13 protein-coding genes and 3 pseudogenes are annotated in these 15927 nt (G+C 70.1%); 2 read left to right on the top strand and 14 right to left on the bottom strand.

Annotated features, from left to right (window positions below):
- Window positions 1-249: 249 nt before the first annotated feature.
- The 11 genes and pseudogenes from ftsH to ABFB10_RS13220 all read right to left on the bottom strand — a co-directional run bounded on the left by ftsH (window position 250) and on the right by ABFB10_RS13220 (window position 10550).
- Window positions 250-2163: an ATP-dependent zinc metalloprotease FtsH gene (gene ftsH, locus ABFB10_RS13270; protein ID WP_347166874.1), complete on the bottom strand. Its 1914-nt coding sequence runs from the start codon at window positions 2161-2163 to the stop codon at window positions 250-252.
- 87 nt (window positions 2164-2250) lie between these two features.
- A complete protein-coding gene (gene tilS / locus ABFB10_RS13265) occupies window positions 2251-3483 on the bottom strand; it encodes a tRNA lysidine(34) synthetase TilS (protein ID WP_347166873.1) in 1233 nt (410 codons plus the stop codon).
- A 123-nt stretch (window positions 3484-3606) separates the two neighbouring features.
- Window positions 3607-4440: a tetratricopeptide repeat protein gene (locus ABFB10_RS13260; protein WP_347166872.1), complete on the bottom strand. Its 834-nt coding sequence runs from the start codon at window positions 4438-4440 to the stop codon at window positions 3607-3609.
- Window positions 4441-4444: 4 nt separating this feature from the next.
- The gene (pal, locus tag ABFB10_RS13255) at window positions 4445-4972 is read right to left on the bottom strand and encodes a peptidoglycan-associated lipoprotein Pal (protein ID WP_347166871.1); all 528 of its coding nucleotides are present in this window, start codon (window positions 4970-4972) and stop codon (window positions 4445-4447) included.
- Between the two features lie 109 nt (window positions 4973-5081).
- The gene (gene tolB, locus ABFB10_RS13250; RefSeq protein ID WP_347166870.1) at window positions 5082-6407 is read right to left on the bottom strand and encodes a Tol-Pal system beta propeller repeat protein TolB; all 1326 of its coding nucleotides are present in this window, start codon (window positions 6405-6407) and stop codon (window positions 5082-5084) included.
- Between the two features lie 179 nt (window positions 6408-6586).
- Window positions 6587-6937: a hypothetical protein gene (locus tag ABFB10_RS13245; RefSeq protein ID WP_347166869.1), complete on the bottom strand. Its 351-nt coding sequence runs from the start codon at window positions 6935-6937 to the stop codon at window positions 6587-6589.
- Window positions 6934-8121 (bottom strand): cell envelope biogenesis protein TolA, encoded by a 1188-nt coding sequence (locus tag ABFB10_RS13240; RefSeq protein ID WP_347166868.1) that lies wholly within the window; start codon window positions 8119-8121, stop codon window positions 6934-6936. The genes ABFB10_RS13245 and ABFB10_RS13240 overlap by 4 nt, the downstream gene beginning before the upstream one ends.
- A 50-nt stretch (window positions 8122-8171) precedes the next feature.
- Window positions 8172-8651 carry a protein TolR gene (gene tolR / locus ABFB10_RS13235; RefSeq protein ID WP_347166867.1) on the bottom strand — a complete coding sequence of 160 codons (480 nt, stop codon included), beginning with the start codon at window positions 8649-8651 and terminating at the stop codon, window positions 8172-8174.
- A 3-nt stretch (window positions 8652-8654) separates the two neighbouring features.
- A pseudogene (tolQ, locus tag ABFB10_RS13230) lies at window positions 8655-9351 on the bottom strand (protein TolQ).
- Window positions 9352-9798: 447 nt separating this feature from the next.
- Window positions 9799-10182 (bottom strand): tol-pal system-associated acyl-CoA thioesterase, encoded by a 384-nt coding sequence (gene ybgC, locus ABFB10_RS13225; protein ID WP_023850385.1) that lies wholly within the window; start codon window positions 10180-10182, stop codon window positions 9799-9801.
- Between the two features lie 62 nt (window positions 10183-10244).
- A complete protein-coding gene (locus ABFB10_RS13220; RefSeq protein ID WP_347166866.1) occupies window positions 10245-10550 on the bottom strand; it encodes an HNH endonuclease family protein in 306 nt (101 codons plus the stop codon).
- Between the two features lie 76 nt (window positions 10551-10626).
- Between ABFB10_RS13220 and ABFB10_RS13215 the strand changes: the two genes are divergently transcribed.
- Both ABFB10_RS13215 and ABFB10_RS13210 read left to right on the top strand, forming a co-directional pair.
- Window positions 10627-11949 (top strand): mechanosensitive ion channel family protein, encoded by a 1323-nt coding sequence (locus tag ABFB10_RS13215; protein ID WP_430523044.1) that lies wholly within the window; start codon window positions 10627-10629, stop codon window positions 11947-11949.
- A gap of 44 nt (window positions 11950-11993) precedes the next feature.
- Window positions 11994-13137: pseudogene (locus ABFB10_RS13210) on the top strand (TIGR03862 family flavoprotein).
- A 194-nt stretch (window positions 13138-13331) separates the two neighbouring features.
- Here ABFB10_RS13210 and ABFB10_RS13205 read toward each other — a convergent pair.
- The 3 genes and pseudogenes from ABFB10_RS13205 to dgcA all read right to left on the bottom strand — a co-directional run bounded on the left by ABFB10_RS13205 (window position 13332) and on the right by dgcA (window position 15857).
- The gene (locus ABFB10_RS13205) at window positions 13332-14195 is read right to left on the bottom strand and encodes a D-amino-acid transaminase (protein ID WP_347166864.1); all 864 of its coding nucleotides are present in this window, start codon (window positions 14193-14195) and stop codon (window positions 13332-13334) included.
- A 53-nt stretch (window positions 14196-14248) separates the two neighbouring features.
- Window positions 14249-14899: an NUDIX hydrolase gene (locus ABFB10_RS13200; protein WP_347166863.1), complete on the bottom strand. Its 651-nt coding sequence runs from the start codon at window positions 14897-14899 to the stop codon at window positions 14249-14251.
- Window positions 14890-15857 (bottom strand): annotated as a pseudogene (dgcA, locus tag ABFB10_RS13195) (N-acetyl-D-Glu racemase DgcA). Before dgcA ends, ABFB10_RS13200 begins: the two are co-directional and overlap by 10 nt.
- Window positions 15858-15927: the final 70 nt, after the last annotated feature.

Below are 15927 nucleotides of genomic sequence, written 5' to 3'. Positions count from 1 at the left end.
CAAGGCGGGGCTGCCCGCCGCCGCCGCGCCCGGCCAAGGGGCCCCGGCGGATCAGTCCCCGGGATTGTTGCGCCCCGTCGCCCTGTCCGATCCCCTTCCGCATTCCGCGCATTCCCGGCGCAGGGGCCGGAAAGGTCCAGTGCCCGGGGCATCGCGTCAGCGCAGGCCTGCGACGCGCCGCCCGCACCCCGGAAACGAAAAGACCCGGCGGCCTCGCGGGCGCCGGGTCTCTGGCTGTTGTCGGTGCCGTCAGGCCGAGGGTTCCGGCTCCATATCGCCGGCGGGCTTGGCCTTGGGCTTGGTCTTCGGGATGGCCGTGATGCTGGGCTTTTCGTCCTCGACACCAGAGCCGTGATCGTCGTCGCCGGAATGCGGCGGTTCGCCCCGCACCACGCGCTGGATCTCTTCGCCGGTCAGCGTCTCGTACTCCAGCAGGCCCTTGGCCAGGCGCTCCCACTCTTCCCTGCGGTCGGTCAGGATCTGATAGGCGCGGTCGTAGGCTTCGGAAATCAGGCGCCTCACCTCTTCCTCGATCAGGCGCTTGGTCTCGGCCGAGACCGACAGGCCCGCCGTATTGCCGGAATAGCCCTCTGCCGCCTCGCGGTAGTCGATATTGCCGACCTTGTCGGACATGCCCCATTGCAGCACCATCGCGCGCGCCAGAGCCGAAGCCTGCTGGATGTCGCCCGCCGGGCCGTTGGACACGTTCTCTTCGCCGTATTTCATGATCTCGGCGGCCTTGCCCGCCATGGTCATGGCCATCTTTTCCTCGCACTCGGACTTGTGCCAGTTCAGACGGTCGATTTCCGGCAGGCTGACCACCATCCCCAGCGCGCCGCCGCGCGGGATGATCGTGGCCTTGTAGACCGGATCGCACTGCGGCAGCGTCAGGCCGACGATGGCGTGACCGGCCTCGTGGTAGGCGGTCTTTTCCTTCTGCTCGTCGGTCAGGACCATGCTGCGGCGCTCGGCCCCCATCATGACCTTGTCCTTGGCGTTCTCGAAATCGACCATGGTGACGAAGCGGCGACCGACGCGGGCGGCCATCAGCGCCGCCTCGTTCACGAGGTTCGCCAGATCCGCCCCCGAGAAGCCGGGCGTGCCGCGCGCGATGATGCGCAGGTCGACGTCGGGGCCAAGCGGGGTCTTGCGCGCATGCACGCCAAGGATCTTCTCGCGGCCCTTGATGTCGGGGTTGGGCACCGTGACCTGCCGGTCGAAGCGGCCCGGACGCAGCAGCGCCGGGTCCAGCACGTCGCGGCGGTTGGTGGCGGCAACGATGATCACACCCTCGTTGGCCTCGAAACCGTCCATCTCGACCAGCAGCTGGTTCAGCGTCTGCTCGCGCTCGTCGTTGCCACCGCCGTAGCCCTCGCCACGGGCACGGCCCACGGCGTCGATCTCGTCGATGAAGACAATGCAGGGCGCATTCTTCTTGGCCTGCTCGAACATGTCGCGCACGCGGCTGGCGCCGACACCCACGAACATCTCGACGAAGTCGGAGCCCGAGATGGTGAAGAAGGGCACACCGGCCTCGCCCGCGATGGCGCGCGCCAGCAGCGTCTTACCGGTGCCCGGAGGGCCCACCAGAAGCGCGCCCTTGGGGATCTTGCCGCCGAGGCGGCTGAACTTCTGCGGGTTGCGCAGGAATTCGACGATCTCTTCCAGCTCTTCCTTGGCCTCGTCGATGCCCGCCACGTCGTCGAAGGTCACGCGGCCATGCTTTTCGGTCAGCAGCTTGGCCTTGGACTTGCCGAATCCCATGGCGCCGCCTTTGCCGCCGCCCTGCATCCGGTTCATGAAGTAGATCCAGACGCCGATCAGCAGCAGGAAGGGCAGAAGCGACAGGATGAAGGCCTGAAAGCCCGACTGCTGCTGCGCCTCGGCCTTCACCGGCACCTCGTTGTTCAGCAAAAGCGTGGTGATCTCGGCGTCTTCCGGCTTGATCGTCACGAATTCCTGGCCCTCGGTGGTGCGATAGCGCACCTGCTCACCGTCGATGGTGACCTGCCCGACCTGGTTGCTTTCGACCGCCCGGACGAATTCCGAATAGCTGATCTCGCGGCTTTGCAGCGTGTTGCCGCCGCCGGAAAAGAGGTTGAACAGCGCCAGGATCAGAAGAAACAGAACGACCCAGAAGGCGATATTGCGCGCGTTGCCCAAGAGGGGACTCCTTTGCAGACCGAAGAGGCGGCCCGGTCAGGCGCCTTTGGGGTGTAACATAGCGATTGGCGACAGGGGTTCAATGCGTCATGAGGAACTGGGTAAAGCCCGGCGCGATCCAGCGCGGCCCCGCCGCCGGATCGGGCCGACCGTCGCGCCAGACCACGGGCAGCACGCGGGCGATGCGATGCGGAAGCGGTGCACGCTCTGCCGGGTCCAGCGCCTGCCAGCCCGCATCGCCCAGGGCGCGGAGCGCGCCCCCGCCTCCGGCGCCTGCCAGCGCCCGTCCCACAGCCCGCCGACAGCGCCAAGGCCAGAGATCGCGGCATGTTCGCGAAAGACCGCCACGCGCCCGCCCAGATGCGCCACCTCGCAGCCATGCAGCGTGCCGCCGCCACCGCTCAGGACCCGGTCCAGCAGGGCGTCCAGCGGCGCGGCCCTCGGCGCGTAGTCACGCCCGGCCACCCAGCGCAGCATCCGTGCCAGCAGGCGCCGCCGCGTCGCAGGGGCAACCCCTGCGGCCCAGCCGGGCGCCAGCGACAGCCAGCCGGGATGCTCTGCACCACCCGCCTGCCAGGCACGCAGCACATCCGCCTGCAGAACGTCGCGATCCGCCCGCAGCCGCTCGGCGGCGCCGGCAAGCGCGTCCCGGTCCAGCCCCTCCGCTTCCAGCAGGGCCAGCAGCCGCCGCATCCGCGCCCGGTCGAACCGGGGGTCGGCGTTCGAGGGATCGTCGACGAAGGGCACCTTCAGAACCGTCGCGTGATGCCGCAATGCCGCCCGCGACATGCCAAGGCAGGGCCGGACCAGAACCATGCCGGCTCGCAGCCCCCCCGCCTCCGCGGGCACCGAAGGCTGCCGGGGCAGCGCGCGCAGCGGCGCCATGGCGGCCAGCCCGTCGCCTCCGGCCCCGCGCGCCAGCCGCATCAGGAAACTCTCGGCCACATCGTCACGGCTATGGGCCAGCAGGACATGGCGCACAGGCCCCCGCCAGGCGTCGATCAGCGCCAGCCGCCCGCGCCGCGCCGCGTCCATCTTGTTGCCGCGCCCCTCCCAGGACCAGCGCAGCACGGCATGCTCATGCCCCAACAGGGCGCATTCCGCCGCCACCATCCGGGCCTCTTCGGCGCTTTCCGCCCGCAGGCCGTGATCCACGGTGACGACCCGCAGCCGCACCCCCCAGACCCGCGCCCACTCATGCGCCAGCGCCAGCATCGCCATGCTGTCGGCCCCGCCGGACACCGCCAGCACGAGCTCTTCGGGGAAATCCGGCCCCAGCAGGGCCCCCATCTCCTCCGCGAACCGCCGTTGCAGGCTCACGCGCCGCCCCCTGCTTCTTCTTGGCGAAAATACCCTCGGGGGAGGCGCGCGGCGCCGGGGGGCAGAGCCCCCATCGCGCGCGCAGCGCGCGCCGGTCGGATCGGCGCAGCCGATCCGAAACCGTCAGGAACATCCCAGTTCGGCCATGCTCGACTGGGCGCGGCCAACGTAGTCGGTGCCGGGATAGCGGCCCGCGACCTCGCCCAGCGTCACGCAGGCCTCAGGCACCGATCCCAGCGCCGCAAGGGACACGCCAAGGCGCCACAGCGCCTCGGGCGCGGCCTCGGCGTCGGGGAAGTTCGTATAGGCGGAGAGGTAGCGCCGGGCGGCCTCGCGGGTGTCGCCCTGCCCCTCCAGCGCCCGCCCCTCGCCGACCAGCGCCGCGGCTTCCAGCGGGCTGCCGGGGTAGCTCTCGCGGAACCGCTGGAACAGGGTCGCGGCGCCGGCGTGATCGCCCAGCGACAGCGCCTCGTCCGCCGCCTTGAAATCCGTCTCCTCGCCAACCGCAAGCTGGCCAGAGAACCCGGCAGAGGAGTCCGAAGAGGGCGCAGGCGCCGGTGTGGCCGCCGCACCCTCTGCCGCCGCACCGCCGCCCAGCAGCGGCGTGTCCCCCAGCGAACCGATGTCGCAATCGGGTTCCAGCTCGCACAGGCGGAAATCCAGGTCGCCGATCCGGTTGGAACCGTCAGAGACGACCTGCCCGATCCGGAACTCCAGCTGTTCGACCTTCGAGGTCATCCTTTGCAGCTCGGCCTCGATGGCATTCAGCCGGTCCAGCGCAGAACCGCCCAGCGGCGTGATCCCGCCCCCGGTGGTCGATTGCTCGCGGTTGAGCTTCTGCAACTCGACCTTCAGGACGGCGATGTCCTGCTTGATGTCGGCAAGGGTCTGGGCATCCTGCGCCGCCGCTGGCAGCGCCAGCGACAGCACGATTCCCGCGGCGGCGATCAGGCGCATCGGCTCAGCCCGTCAGGCCGCCGGCGGCCAGCACCGTCACCGAGCGGCGGTTCTTGGCGTAGCAGGCTTCGGCGGAACAGATCTCGAGCGGGCGCTCCTTGCCGTAGCTCACGAACTTCAGCCGGTTCGGGGCGACACCCTTGGACACCAGGTAATCCAGCACCGCATTGGCGCGGCGCGCGCCCAGTGCGATGTTGTACTCGCGGGTGCCCTGCTCGTCGGCATGGCCTTCGATCACGGCCATGTAGTCGGAATTCGTCAGCAGCCACTGCGCCTGCCCGTCCAGCACCGTCTGCGCCTGCGGGGACAGCGTCGACTGGTCGATCCCGAACAGGACGCGGTCGCCCACGCGCTGCTGGAAATAGGCGGTCGAGGTCGGATCGTCGGCACTGCCGGGCAGATAGCCGCCGTTCAGGCCCGACCCCGCACCGGCGCCGGCACCGTTCTGGCCAGAGCCGAAACGGTCAGCATTGGTGCAGGCCGTCACCGCGAGGCCGGCCACCAGAAGGAGGGCTTTGGTAAGATGTTTCATCGCACTGTCCTGCTCTTTTCGTTGCCGCAACGGTAGCACGGCCAACGGATTGTGTGAATCGTCTATCGTCAAGATGTGGGATGGGTTCCTGCCCCACCCCACCAGATCGTCACTGCAACGGTCCCCAGCTGGGGTCCGATGCCCCGGCGGGCGTCCGCACCCGCTGCAGGTTCCGGCCCGAGATATCGACCGTGTACAGCGCCGAGGCGCCCTGCGCGCCCTGGGTTTCGCGGGCGAACATGATGACGCGCCCGTTGGGCGACCATGTCGGGCCCTCGTCGAGGAAAGAGGCCGTCAGCAGGCGCTCCTCGCTGCCGTCCACCTTCATCACGCCGATGTGGAAGCGCCCGGCGTTCTGCTTGGTAAAGGCGATGCGGTCGCCGCGCGGCGACCAGACCGGCGTGCCGTAGCGACCATCGCCGAACGAGATCCGCTGCGCCTCGCCACCGGCGGCGGGCATCACGTAAAGCTGCTGCCGCCCCGACCGGTCGCTTTCAAAGACGATCTGGCTGCCATCGGGCGAGAAGCTGGGCGCCGTCTCGATCGAGGGGGCAGAGGTCAGCTGCCGGGTCGCGCCGCTGGCCACGTCCATCGCGTAGATATCCGTGTTCGATCCGGTCGTCAGCGAGTAGACGATCTGCTGCCCGTTCGGCGAGAAGCGCGGCGCAAAGGTCATCTCGCCGCTGCCCGCCTGCAGGATCCGGCTGTTCACCGCGCCCACGTCGACGATGTGAATCCGCGGGAAACCGCTGGCGTAAGAGGTATACAGAACCCGGCTGCCATCGGGCGAGAAGCGCGGCGCCAGCACCAGCGCCGAGGCATCGGTCAGGTACTGCACATTCGCGCCGTCGTAATCCATCACGCCAAGGCGCTTCTGGCGGTCGTCCTTGGGCCCGGTCTCGGAGACGAAGACCACGCGGCTGTCGAAGTAGGGCTGTTCGCCGGTCAGGCGGCTGTAGACCTGATCCGCGACCTTATGCGCCAGACGCCGGACGCCCGAGGTGTCAGAGGCGAATTGCATGCCCTGCCCCAGCTCGGTGCCCGCGAAGACATCCCAGACCCGGAACTTGACCACGACCCGGCCCGCGCCGTCCGCCGTCACCGCGCCGGTGATCAGCGCCTGCGCGTTGACCGCCTTCCAGTCGGCGAACTGGATCGGCGCGCCGAAGCTGCTGACCCGGCTGATATGCGCGTCGCGCGGAACCTCGCGGAACAGGCCCGTTCCGATCAGGTCCGAGGCGATCACATTGGTGATCTCGTCGGCATAGGGCTGCGCCGCCGGGGTTTCCGCCACGAAGGACGGCACCGCGAAGGGCATTGGTTCGATCACGCCCTCGGTGATCTCGATGCGCAGCGGACCGCCCTGCGCCGCAGCGATGGCGGGCAAGACAAGGGCTGCAAGGGCAAACAACAGGGAGGCGAGCGCTGCTCTCATCTCGGATCCCTCCTTAGGGGACTGCTCTGATCGGCTTGGGGCGGGTCTGTCGCCCGCTGCGGGGTTAACATAGCCCGGAAAGCGCCGCCGCAAAACCGCGTTTCGGGGGGAAGTCGGCGGGGAATCGCGCAGATTTTCACGCAAGGTTGCAGTTGAAACGGTGCGCGACGGGGCCGGGGTCATCGGCCCCCCGCCGCCATCGGGTCGAAGCGCCGCGCGATCATGCGCCACGCCTCGCCATCGGTCCGGGGCAGCGGGTAGCCATGCCCCATGCAGCGCAGCAGGATCCGGGCCGCCGCGACAGCACGCCCCGCAGCCGAAACCGGTTCCGGCCTGCCTGCCCCCGGCCATCCGGGGTCCCGTGGACGCCCCTCGGGGGTGGTGGCTTCCGCCGCAGGGCTGCCCGGCACCAGCCGCCAGCAGGCCCGCAGCCGGCTGCGGATCGCGGGCAACGCCCCTTGCCGCGAGACAGCCGCCTGTGCCGAGGCCGGGACAGCCAGAAGGGCAAGACCGGCGGCCATCGCCTTCACCGCAGCCTCATCTGTTCGGGGTTGAAGGTGATCTCGATCTCTTTCCAGTGCGCGTATTTGTCCGAGGGCAGCGGGTAGCCGTCCTTCTGGCAGCGCAGGACCGCGCGGCGCGCCGCCTGAAAGGCCGTCTCCACCGCCGCACCGGAGCCGCCCGAGTTGCCGACCATGCGGATGCTGCTGGCGTTCACGGTGCCGTCGGGCTCCATGTCCATGGCCACCGTCACCGTGACATCCGCCGCTTCCGAGCCGACGTCGACGATCCAGCAGGCCTTGACCGCGACGATCAGGTCCTGCTGCTCGGCGGTGGTCAGCGCAGGGCCGACCGGCGCGTCGGCGGGCGCGCCACCGCCCGCGAGGGCCTCTGCCAGCGCATCCGCAAGCGCGTCGTCGGTCGAGGGCGACGGCGCGCGCTCCGGCTCGGGCGTCTCCGAGGGCTGGGCCGCGGGGGCCGGGTCAGGCTGCGACTGCGCCGCCTCGGCCACGCGGTCGGGCCGGGTGCGGGGCCGCATCGAGGCGGTGGGCGCACGCGAGCCGGACGGATCGTCGGCCTCTTCGGTGACGATCTCGGTGGTGGTCTCGGGCGGGGCCTCGGCCTCGGCGGGCTCTTCGACCACATCGGGGCTTTGCGCGTCGGGGTCGGCGGCGGGCTGCACGTCCTCGGCGATGACCGCGTCGGGTTCCGGTTCCGGCGTCGGCTCTGTCGAGACGCGCGGCGCCGGGCGTGGCTGCGGACGGCGCGAGTTATCCGGCGCCAGCACCTGCGGCTCGGGGTTCGGCACAAGGGCGGGCGGCGCAGGCACCGGATCGGGCTGCGGCTGCGGTTGCGGCTGGGGTTCCGGCTCTGGCGCGGGCGCCGGTTCCGGTTCGGGCTGCGGTTCGGGTTCGGGTTCCGGGGCCGGCTGCGGCTCTGGCTCTGGGGCGGGCTGCGGTTCCGGCACGGGCTCCGGGGCTGGTTCAGGCTCTGGCTCCGGCAGGGGTTCCGGCTCTGGCTCGGGCGCGGGTTCGGGCTGCGGTTCCGGCTCGGGTTCCGGCGAGGGCACAAGAGAGGGCACTTCCTCCGGGGGCGCCTCTGGCGCCTGCGTCAGTGCGGCGAAATCGGCCTCGGACAGCACCGTCACATCGGCCACCGACAGCTCTGGCGGAGGCGCGGAAAAGAGGTCGCCCAGCATCAGCCACGCGAACACAAGGGCGTGCGCCCCAAGAGATATGCCGAACTCGCGTTGCACCCCGGCCCTCAGTCGCTGCCCGGCTCGTCAAGCGCCGGGCCGCCCACGTCGGTCACGAGGCCGATGGAGGAAAAGCCGCCCGCGTTCAGCGCGCCCATGATCTGGGCGACCTGCTCATAGGGCACGGCGCCGTCGGCGCGCAGGTAGACACGGTCGTCAGAGCGTTCCGCCGCGATGGCGCGCAACCGGCCCACCAGCTCGTCGCGGCCCACCTCGGTCGACTGGATCAGCACGAGGCCGTCCGCCGACAGGGTCACGGTCAGCGGCTCTTCGGTCTCTGACGGCAGCGCCTGCGCGGCGGTCTTGGGCAGTTCCACGGGCACGCCCACGGTCAGCAGCGGCGCCGCCACCATGAAGATGATGAGCAGCACCAGCATCACGTCCACGAAGGGGGTGACGTTGATCTCGGACATGGGCTGAGCGCCGCCGCCGCGCCGTCCGCGCCTGCGCCGCTTGCCCCCGCCGCCTTTCATGACGCCCGCTCCCATGGGTCAGGCGTCCAGCTGGCGCGAGAGGATGGTCGAGAATTCGTCGGCGAAGGCCTCGTAGTTGCCGACGATGCGGTCGCTGTCGGCGGAGAACTTGTTGTAGAAGATCACCGCCGGAATCGCCGCGAGCAGGCCCAGACCGGTGGCCAGCAGCGCCTCGGCGATGCCCGGCGCCACGACCACCAGCGAGGTGTTCTGCTGCTCGGCGATCTGGATGAACGAGTGCATGATGCCGAAGACCGTGCCGAAGAGGCCGATGAAGGGCGCGGTGGAGCCCACCGTCGCCAGCACCGGAAGGCCGCGCTGCAGCGTGTCCGCCTCTTTCTGGATCGCCACGTCCATGCTGCGATCGATGCGGCTTTGGGCATTGGCGATCAGCCCGCCGTCCTCGCGGTGGCTGCGGCGCCATTCCATCATGCCCGCGACGAAGACCCGTTCCGACCGGCCCTTGGGTTCCGGCCCCAGCTGGTCGAAGAGCTCGTCCAGCGGCTCTCCGCTCCAGAAGGCGCGGTCGAACTTGGCGGCCTCGCGGCGCGCCTGACGATAGCTGACGAACTTCTCGAAGATGATCGCCCAGTGCCCAGACAGAGGCCACGGTCAGCATCAGCATGACGAGTTTGACGGTCAGGGTGGCGCGCGCAAAGAGTCCCCACAAGGAGAAATCGATGGCCTGCGCCGCCGCAAGCGTTTCTGCTTCCATAGAACCTGCTCTTTTCCTGTCGGCCCCTGTTTCGGGGCTCTGATTACCGCGCATTGTAGCGGAATGGCAGGGCCCTGACCACAGATTTGCGTGATCGCCCCGAGAGCCCTGCCGCCTGAGCGATTCCTTGCCGCAGGCCGCAGGCCCTCGCCCGCCGCCCCCGGCCCGCGCGCCGGCAGGCCACACCGGGCGGCGAGACAGCCGGGGCAAGCCCGGCACGCGCGGTGCCCGCCGGAGACCAGCGACCGGTACGGTCACCCTGCCCGCCCATACAGTCGGGTTTCGCCTGCCTGCGGCAGGCGACCGGCCGGGGAGGCTCTGCCTCCCCGGACCCCTCCGAGGTATTTGAAGACCAAAGAAGTCAGGCCTGCTGCCCGCCCGTTGCCCGGGGCCTTGCGGGACGGCGCAGGCGGCGGCATCCCCCGGGATTGGCACCGGCGCGGGGTTTCAGTGCACGCGATTGCGCAGGACCGCAGGCAGACGCGCCGGGTGGCCGTCGAGCGTGGCGCAGACCGCCGTCACATCGGCGCGGAAGATCACCTCTTCGCCGCGCAGGACCTCCTGTGCCATGATCAGCCGCACGCCGGTCATCGCCTTGACGGTCGTGCGCACCTGTAGCCGGTCGTCGTATTTCGCCGGAAGCAGGTAATCGCATTCGATCCGGCGCACGACGAAGACGATGCCCTCTTCGCGCATGGCGTTCTGGTCGAGCCCCTGGTCCTTCACCCATTCGGACCGGGCGCGTTCGATGAACTTCAGGTAGTTGGCGTGGTAGACGATCCCCGCCATGTCGGTGTCTTCGTAGTAGACCGTCACCGGAAAGATGTGCATGCGGGACCCCCTTGCCGTCGGGCCGGACCCTAGGCGGCCCCCGTCTTCGGCGCAAGACGCGCTCAGCGCCCCCGGCGCTTGCGCCGCCCGCCCGCGCTGCGGCTGTGGAACCCCGGCGGCCGCTGCGCCACCCGGGCGAGGAACCCGGCCAGCGCCGGATGGGCGCGCAGCGCCGCGACGGTGTTCAGGTCGCGCGCCAGCTCGGCCTCGGTGAAGCGGGCGTGGATCTCGTTGTGGCAGATCTGGTGCAACAGCACGACCGGGCCGCCCTTGCCGCCCTTCAGGCGCGGCGTCAGGTGATGCAGGCTTTGCTTCGCCCCGGGCGGAATCGGGCGCAGGCACAGCGGGCAGATCGGATCGCGGGACATGGCGGCGGCTCTTGTGCAACGAGGGGGCTTTGGGCAGAAGAGTGGTCGCAGAGCGCGGGGGATCAAGGCCTTGGACATCGACCTGACCACTTTGCCGGAGCCGGTCCGGCAGGCCGCCGACTGGGCCCGGCAGGGCTGGGAGATCGCCCGCCAGTGGCTGCTGTCGCCCGCCGCCTGGTCGCAATTCGCGCTGCTGCTGACGGCCTTCGCGCTGGCCTGGCTGGTGACGCGGCGCCTGCGCCCCGCCCTGAACCGCGCCCTGACCCCCGAGGACGAACGCAGCGGCCTGCTGGCCAGCCTGCGCCTGTTCCTGCTGATCTTCGTGCCGCTGCTGCTGCCGGTCCTTGCCTACCTGCTGACCGCCGTCGGCGAGGGGCTGACCCGGGCGCTGTTCGGGTCCGGCGCGGTGATCGCCTTCGGCAAGCGCCTGTTCCTCTTCCTTGCCGCCCGCATCCTCGTGCGCGAGATCGTCACCGATCCCTTCCTGAAGCTGATCGGACGGATGATCCTGCTGCCGGTCATGGCGCTGTATGCGCTGGGAATCCCGGAGCCGGCGACGCAGTTCCTGAGCGACACCACCATCGCCCTTGGCAACATCCGCTTCAGCGCGCTGTCGGTGGTGCGCGGGCTGATCGCCGGGTCGGTCCTGTTCTGGCTGGGCCGCTGGTCGAACGACCAGACCGGCGGCTATATCGAACGGCAGGAGATGCGCCCGGCGACCCGGCAACTGGCCGCCAAGGCGGCAGAGGTGACGATCTACGGCATCGCCTTCCTGCTGCTGATGAACATCATCGGCGTGCCGCTGGCCTCGCTTGCGGTTCTGGGCGGCGCCATCGGCGTGGGTCTGGGCTTCGGGCTGCAGAAGATCGCCTCGAACTATATCTCGGGGGTGATCCTGCTGCTGGAAGGTCAGGCCACGCTCGGCGATTTCGTCGAGCTGGACAGCGGCGTCTCCGGCACCATCGTCCGGACCACCGCCCGCGCCATGATCCTGGAGACCTTCGACGGGCGCTGGGTGGTCGTGCCGAACGAGGATTTCATCACCACGCGCGTGGTCAACTATTCCGACCAGGGCTCGTCGAACCGCTTCGAGGTGCCCTTTTCGGTCAGCTACGACACCGACATCAACCGGGTCCCGGCGATCATCGAAGAGGCGGTGGCCGGGCACCCGGCGGTTCTGGACAGGCCCAGCCCGCCGGATTGCGAGCTGCGCGGCTTTGGCGACTCGGGTGTGGATTTCGCGGTGGAGTTCTGGTGCAACGGCCATGACGACGGGCCGAACAAGTTCACCTCGGACGTGGGCTTCCTGATCTGGAACGCGCTCAAGGCGCATGACATCGAGATCCCCTATCCGCATCGCGTCGTGGAGCTGCGCCAGACCGCGCCGGGGGCCGCGTGACCCGGGTCGATGCGCTGGTGATCGGGGGCGGCCCGGCGGGGCTGATGGCCGCCGATGTCCTGTTGTCCGAGGGGCGGCGCGTGCTTCTGGCCGAGGCGAAGCCCTCGCTGGCGCGCAAGTTCCTGATGGCCGGGAAATCCGGGCTGAACCTGACCAAGGACGAACCCTCCGGGACCTTCCACAGCGCCTATGGCGGGTCGGAACCGTCGCTGCGCGCGGCGCTGACGGATTTCGGTCCCGGTGCCGTTCGGAACTGGGCCGAGGGCCTTGGACAGCCGGTCTTCACCGGGTCTTCGGGGCGGGTCTTTCCCCGCGCCATGAAGGCCTCGCCGCTGTTGCGGGCCTGGCTGCGGCGGCTGGACGGGATGGGGCTGGAGCTGCGCACCCGCTGGCGCTGGCAGGGCTGGGACGGCGCGGTCGCGCTGTTCGAAACGCCGGAGGGGACGCAGCGCGTGACGGCGGGCGCCACCGTGCTGGCCCTCGGGCGGCGCCAGTTGGGCGCGGCTGGGATCGGACGGCGCATGGGCGCCGGTGCTGGGCGCGCAGGGAGTCGGGCTGGCGCCTTTCGCGCCCTCGAACGCCGGGGTTCTGGTGGACTGGTCCAGCCACATGACCCGGCACTTCGGCGCGCCGGTGAAGAACGCGCTGTTCCGGGCCGGGGCCATGGCGAACCGGGGCGAAGCGGTGATCTCGGTGCGCGGGCTGGAGGGCGGCGGGATCTATCCGCTGACCCCCGCCCTGCGCGAGGGGCATGGCTTGACGGTGGACCTGTTGCCGGACCTCTCGACCGGGGCGCTGGCCGCCCGCCTGTCGGCCCGCCCGCGTGGCAAGCAAAGCCTGACCTCCTGGCTGCGCAAGACGCTGAAGCTGCCGCCCGCCACGCTGGCGCTGGTGCAGGATTGCGCCCGCCCTCTGCCGGTGGCGCCCGAGGCCCTGGGCGCTGTGCTGAAGGCCCTGCCGGTGCCGGTTGCGGGGCTGCGCCCGATGGACGAGGCGATCTCGACCGCCGGGGGTGCGCTTCGAGGCCCTGACGCCCGACCTGATGCTGACGGCGCGGCCCGGCTGTTTCTGCGCGGGCGAGATGCTGGACTGGGAGGCCCCCACCGGGGGCTACCTTTGACCGCCTGCCTTGCCACGGGCCGACAGGCCGGGCGCGCGGCCGCCGACTGGCTGAAGCGGGTGCCCTAGGGCGCGCTGGCCGATGGCGGCGACCGGGCCGGGGGCCTTGCCCCCGCTCGCGGCGCTCGCTCCCCCAAGGTATTGGAAGACCAGAGAAGAGCGGGCGCGGAAGCGGTGGCCGGACCGCCGGCGCCGGATCAGAGCCTTGCCGGGGCCGCGTGATCCCCTGACCGGGACAGGCGCGGCCTGTGGTCAGCCTGTGGTCAGATTGCCGCCTTGCGGCTTTCCTCGAGGTAGATCTCGCGCAGGCGCAGGGCCTTCGGGCCCGGCTTGCCATCACCCAGCGTGACGCCGTCGATCTCGACCACGGGCATCACGAAGGTCGAGGCGGAGGTGATGAAGGCCTCATCCCCCTGCTGCGCCTCTTCGATGGTGAAATTGCGCTCTTCGACGGTCATCTGCGCCTCGCGGGCAAAGCGCAGGACGGCGGCCCGGGTGATGCCGTGCAGGATGTCGCTGGACAGCGCGCGGGTCACGATGGTGTTGCCCTTGATGAAATAGGCGTTGTTGCTGGTGCCCTCGGTCACATAGCCGTTCTCGACCAGCCAGGCATCGTCGACGCCCGCCTTCTTCGCCATCATCTTGCCCATCGACGGGTAGAGCAGCTGCACCGTCTTGATGTCGCGGCGGCCCCACCGCTGGTCCTCGATCGAGATCACCCGCATCCCGGTCTTCGCTGCCGGGCTGTCGGCCATCCCGGGCTTGGACTGGGTGAACAGCACCACGGTCTGCGGCACCTCTTCGGGGTCCGGGAAGACAAAGTCGCGATCCGCCGCCGCGCCACGGGTGATCTGCAGGTAGATCATCCCGTCCACCACGTCGTTGCGGCGCACCAGCTCGCGGTGGATCTCCAGCAGGGCGTCCCTGCTCAGCGGCACCCCCATGTCGAGTTCCAGCAGCGAGCGCTCCAGCCGCACCGCATGGCCGTCGAAATCGATCAGCTTGCCGTCAAGCACGCTGGTCACCTCGTAGACCCCGTCCGCCATCAGGAAGGCGCGGTCGAAAATAGAGACCTTGGCCTCGGTCTCGGGCAGGTACTCTCCGTTGACGTAGACGGTACGGGTCATGGCAATGGCTCCTTCGGGGGCCCGCGCGGGGCCGGTCTGGCTCGGGCCGAGTTCTAGGCGCGCGGGGATGCCACCGCAAGACCACCGTTTGGCGGCCCGCCCGCCTGACGGCGGACCGCATCGGGCATCAGGTGCAGCGCCGCGTGCTGCAACAGGATCACCGTCTTGGCATCGCGGATCCGCCCGTCGGCCACCATGGCAAGCGCCTCTGCCAGCGGCAGGTCGAGGATCTCGATCTCTTCGCCCTCCTCGCGCAGCCCGCCGAACCGCGCCTGCGCGTCCCCGGCGGCATAGGTGGCGGTGAAGAAATGCAGACGCTCGGTGACCGAGCCCGGCGTCATGTAGAGCGCGAAGAGGAACCGCACCGAGGTCAGATCCAGCCCCAGCTCTTCCGCTGCCTCGCCGCGGATGCGCTCCGCCGGGTCCGCGCCCTCCAGCAGGCCGGCGGCGGCCTCGATCAGATAGGGCTCGGCCTCGCCGTTGTAGGCCACCGGCCAGCGGAACTGGCGGCCCAGCAGGACATGGCCGCGCGCCGGGTCGCAGGGCAGAATGACGGCGCCATCGCCGCGATCGTAGGTCTCGCGCCATTGCTCCGAGACATGGCCATCCGCCATCGTCAGCCGCAGCCGCGTGGTCTTCAAAAGCCCCCAGTTGTCGGACAGGACGCGCTCTTCCAGCACCTGCCAGCGCGCGGTCAGCCCCACAGCGCCGCCTCCGGCGGGTGCACCCCCCTGTCGTCGAACACCAGCGGCGTGCGGCGGTCCCCGGCCAGCAACAGCGGCCCGTCGAGGTCGGTCACCTGCGCCCCCTGCGCCACCAGCACGGCGGGCGCCATGGCCAGCGAGGACCCGACCATGCAGCCGACCATGACACCGTAGCCTGCGGCCAGCGCCGCCTCGCGCAGGGCCAGCGCCTCGGTCAGCCCGCCAGTCTTGTCGAGCTTGATGTTCACCACGTCGTATTTCCCCGCGAGCCCCGGCAGAGAGGCCCGGTCGTGGCAGCTTTCGTCGGCGCAGACGGGCACCGGACGATCCATGCCGATCAGCGCCGCGTCCTCACCGGCGGGCAGGGGCTGCTCGACCAGCGCCACGCCAAGCCGCAGCAGATGCGGGGCAAGATCGGCATAGACCTCCGCCGACCAGCCCTCGTTGGCATCCACGATGATCCGGGCCTCGGGGGCCCCGCGGCGCACCGCCTCCAGCCGGGGCATGTCGTCCGGGGTGCCCAGCTTGATCTTCAGAAGCGAGCTCGCGCCGCATGTTTCCGGGCAGAGGCCTCCATCCGCTCCGGCCTGTCCAGCGACAGCGTGTAGGCGGTGATCTCCGGCCCCGGCGCGGGCAGCCCGGCAAGCTCCCAGACCCGCTGGCCCGAGGCCTTGGCCTCCAGATCCCACAGCGCGCAATCCATCGCGTTGCGCGCCGCGCCCGCCGGCAGCGCCGCTTGCAGGTCGCGCCGCGAGATGCCCTCGGGCAGCCCCGCGATCTCGGCCTCGACACGCTCCAGCGTCTCGCCATAGCGCGCATAGGGCACACATTCGCCCCAGCCGGTTACCTGCCCGCGCCGGACCTGCACGGTCAGGACCTGCGCCTCGGTCCGCGATCCGCGGCTGATCGTGAAGGCCTCGGCCAGGGGGAAGACGTCCCGCGTGACGGTGATGCTCATGGTTCCTGCCTCGTTCCGGTTCGTGCACGGGGCCCGCCTCCCGAACGGGCCCCGTGCTTCTTCTTGGTCC

Source organism: Ponticoccus litoralis (assembly GCF_039769985.1).
Lineage (GTDB): Bacteria > Pseudomonadota > Alphaproteobacteria > Rhodobacterales > Rhodobacteraceae > Ponticoccus > Ponticoccus litoralis.
The sequence above is the reverse complement of the archived record's forward strand: the minus strand, read 5'-3'. Positions and strand labels throughout refer to the sequence as shown.

Coding starts and splice junctions, on each gene's coding strand:
- ABFB10_RS13260 (WP_347166872.1), bottom strand. CDS start 4,440: ATGCGCCTGATCGCCGCCGCGGGAATCGTGCTGTCGCTGGCGCTGCCA.
- pal (WP_347166871.1), bottom strand. CDS start 4,972: ATGAAACATCTTACCAAAGCCCTCCTTCTGGTGGCCGGCCTCGCGGTG.
- tolB (WP_347166870.1), bottom strand. CDS start 6,407: ATGAGAGCAGCGCTCGCCTCCCTGTTGTTTGCCCTTGCAGCCCTTGTC.
- tolR (WP_347166867.1), bottom strand. CDS start 8,651: ATGGGAGCGGGCGTCATGAAAGGCGGCGGGGGCAAGCGGCGCAGGCGC.
- ybgC (WP_023850385.1), bottom strand. CDS start 10,182: ATGCACATCTTTCCGGTGACGGTCTACTACGAAGACACCGACATGGCG.
- ABFB10_RS13220 (WP_347166866.1), bottom strand. CDS start 10,550: ATGTCCCGCGATCCGATCTGCCCGCTGTGCCTGCGCCCGATTCCGCCC.
- ABFB10_RS13205 (WP_347166864.1), bottom strand. CDS start 14,195: ATGACCCGTACCGTCTACGTCAACGGAGAGTACCTGCCCGAGACCGAG.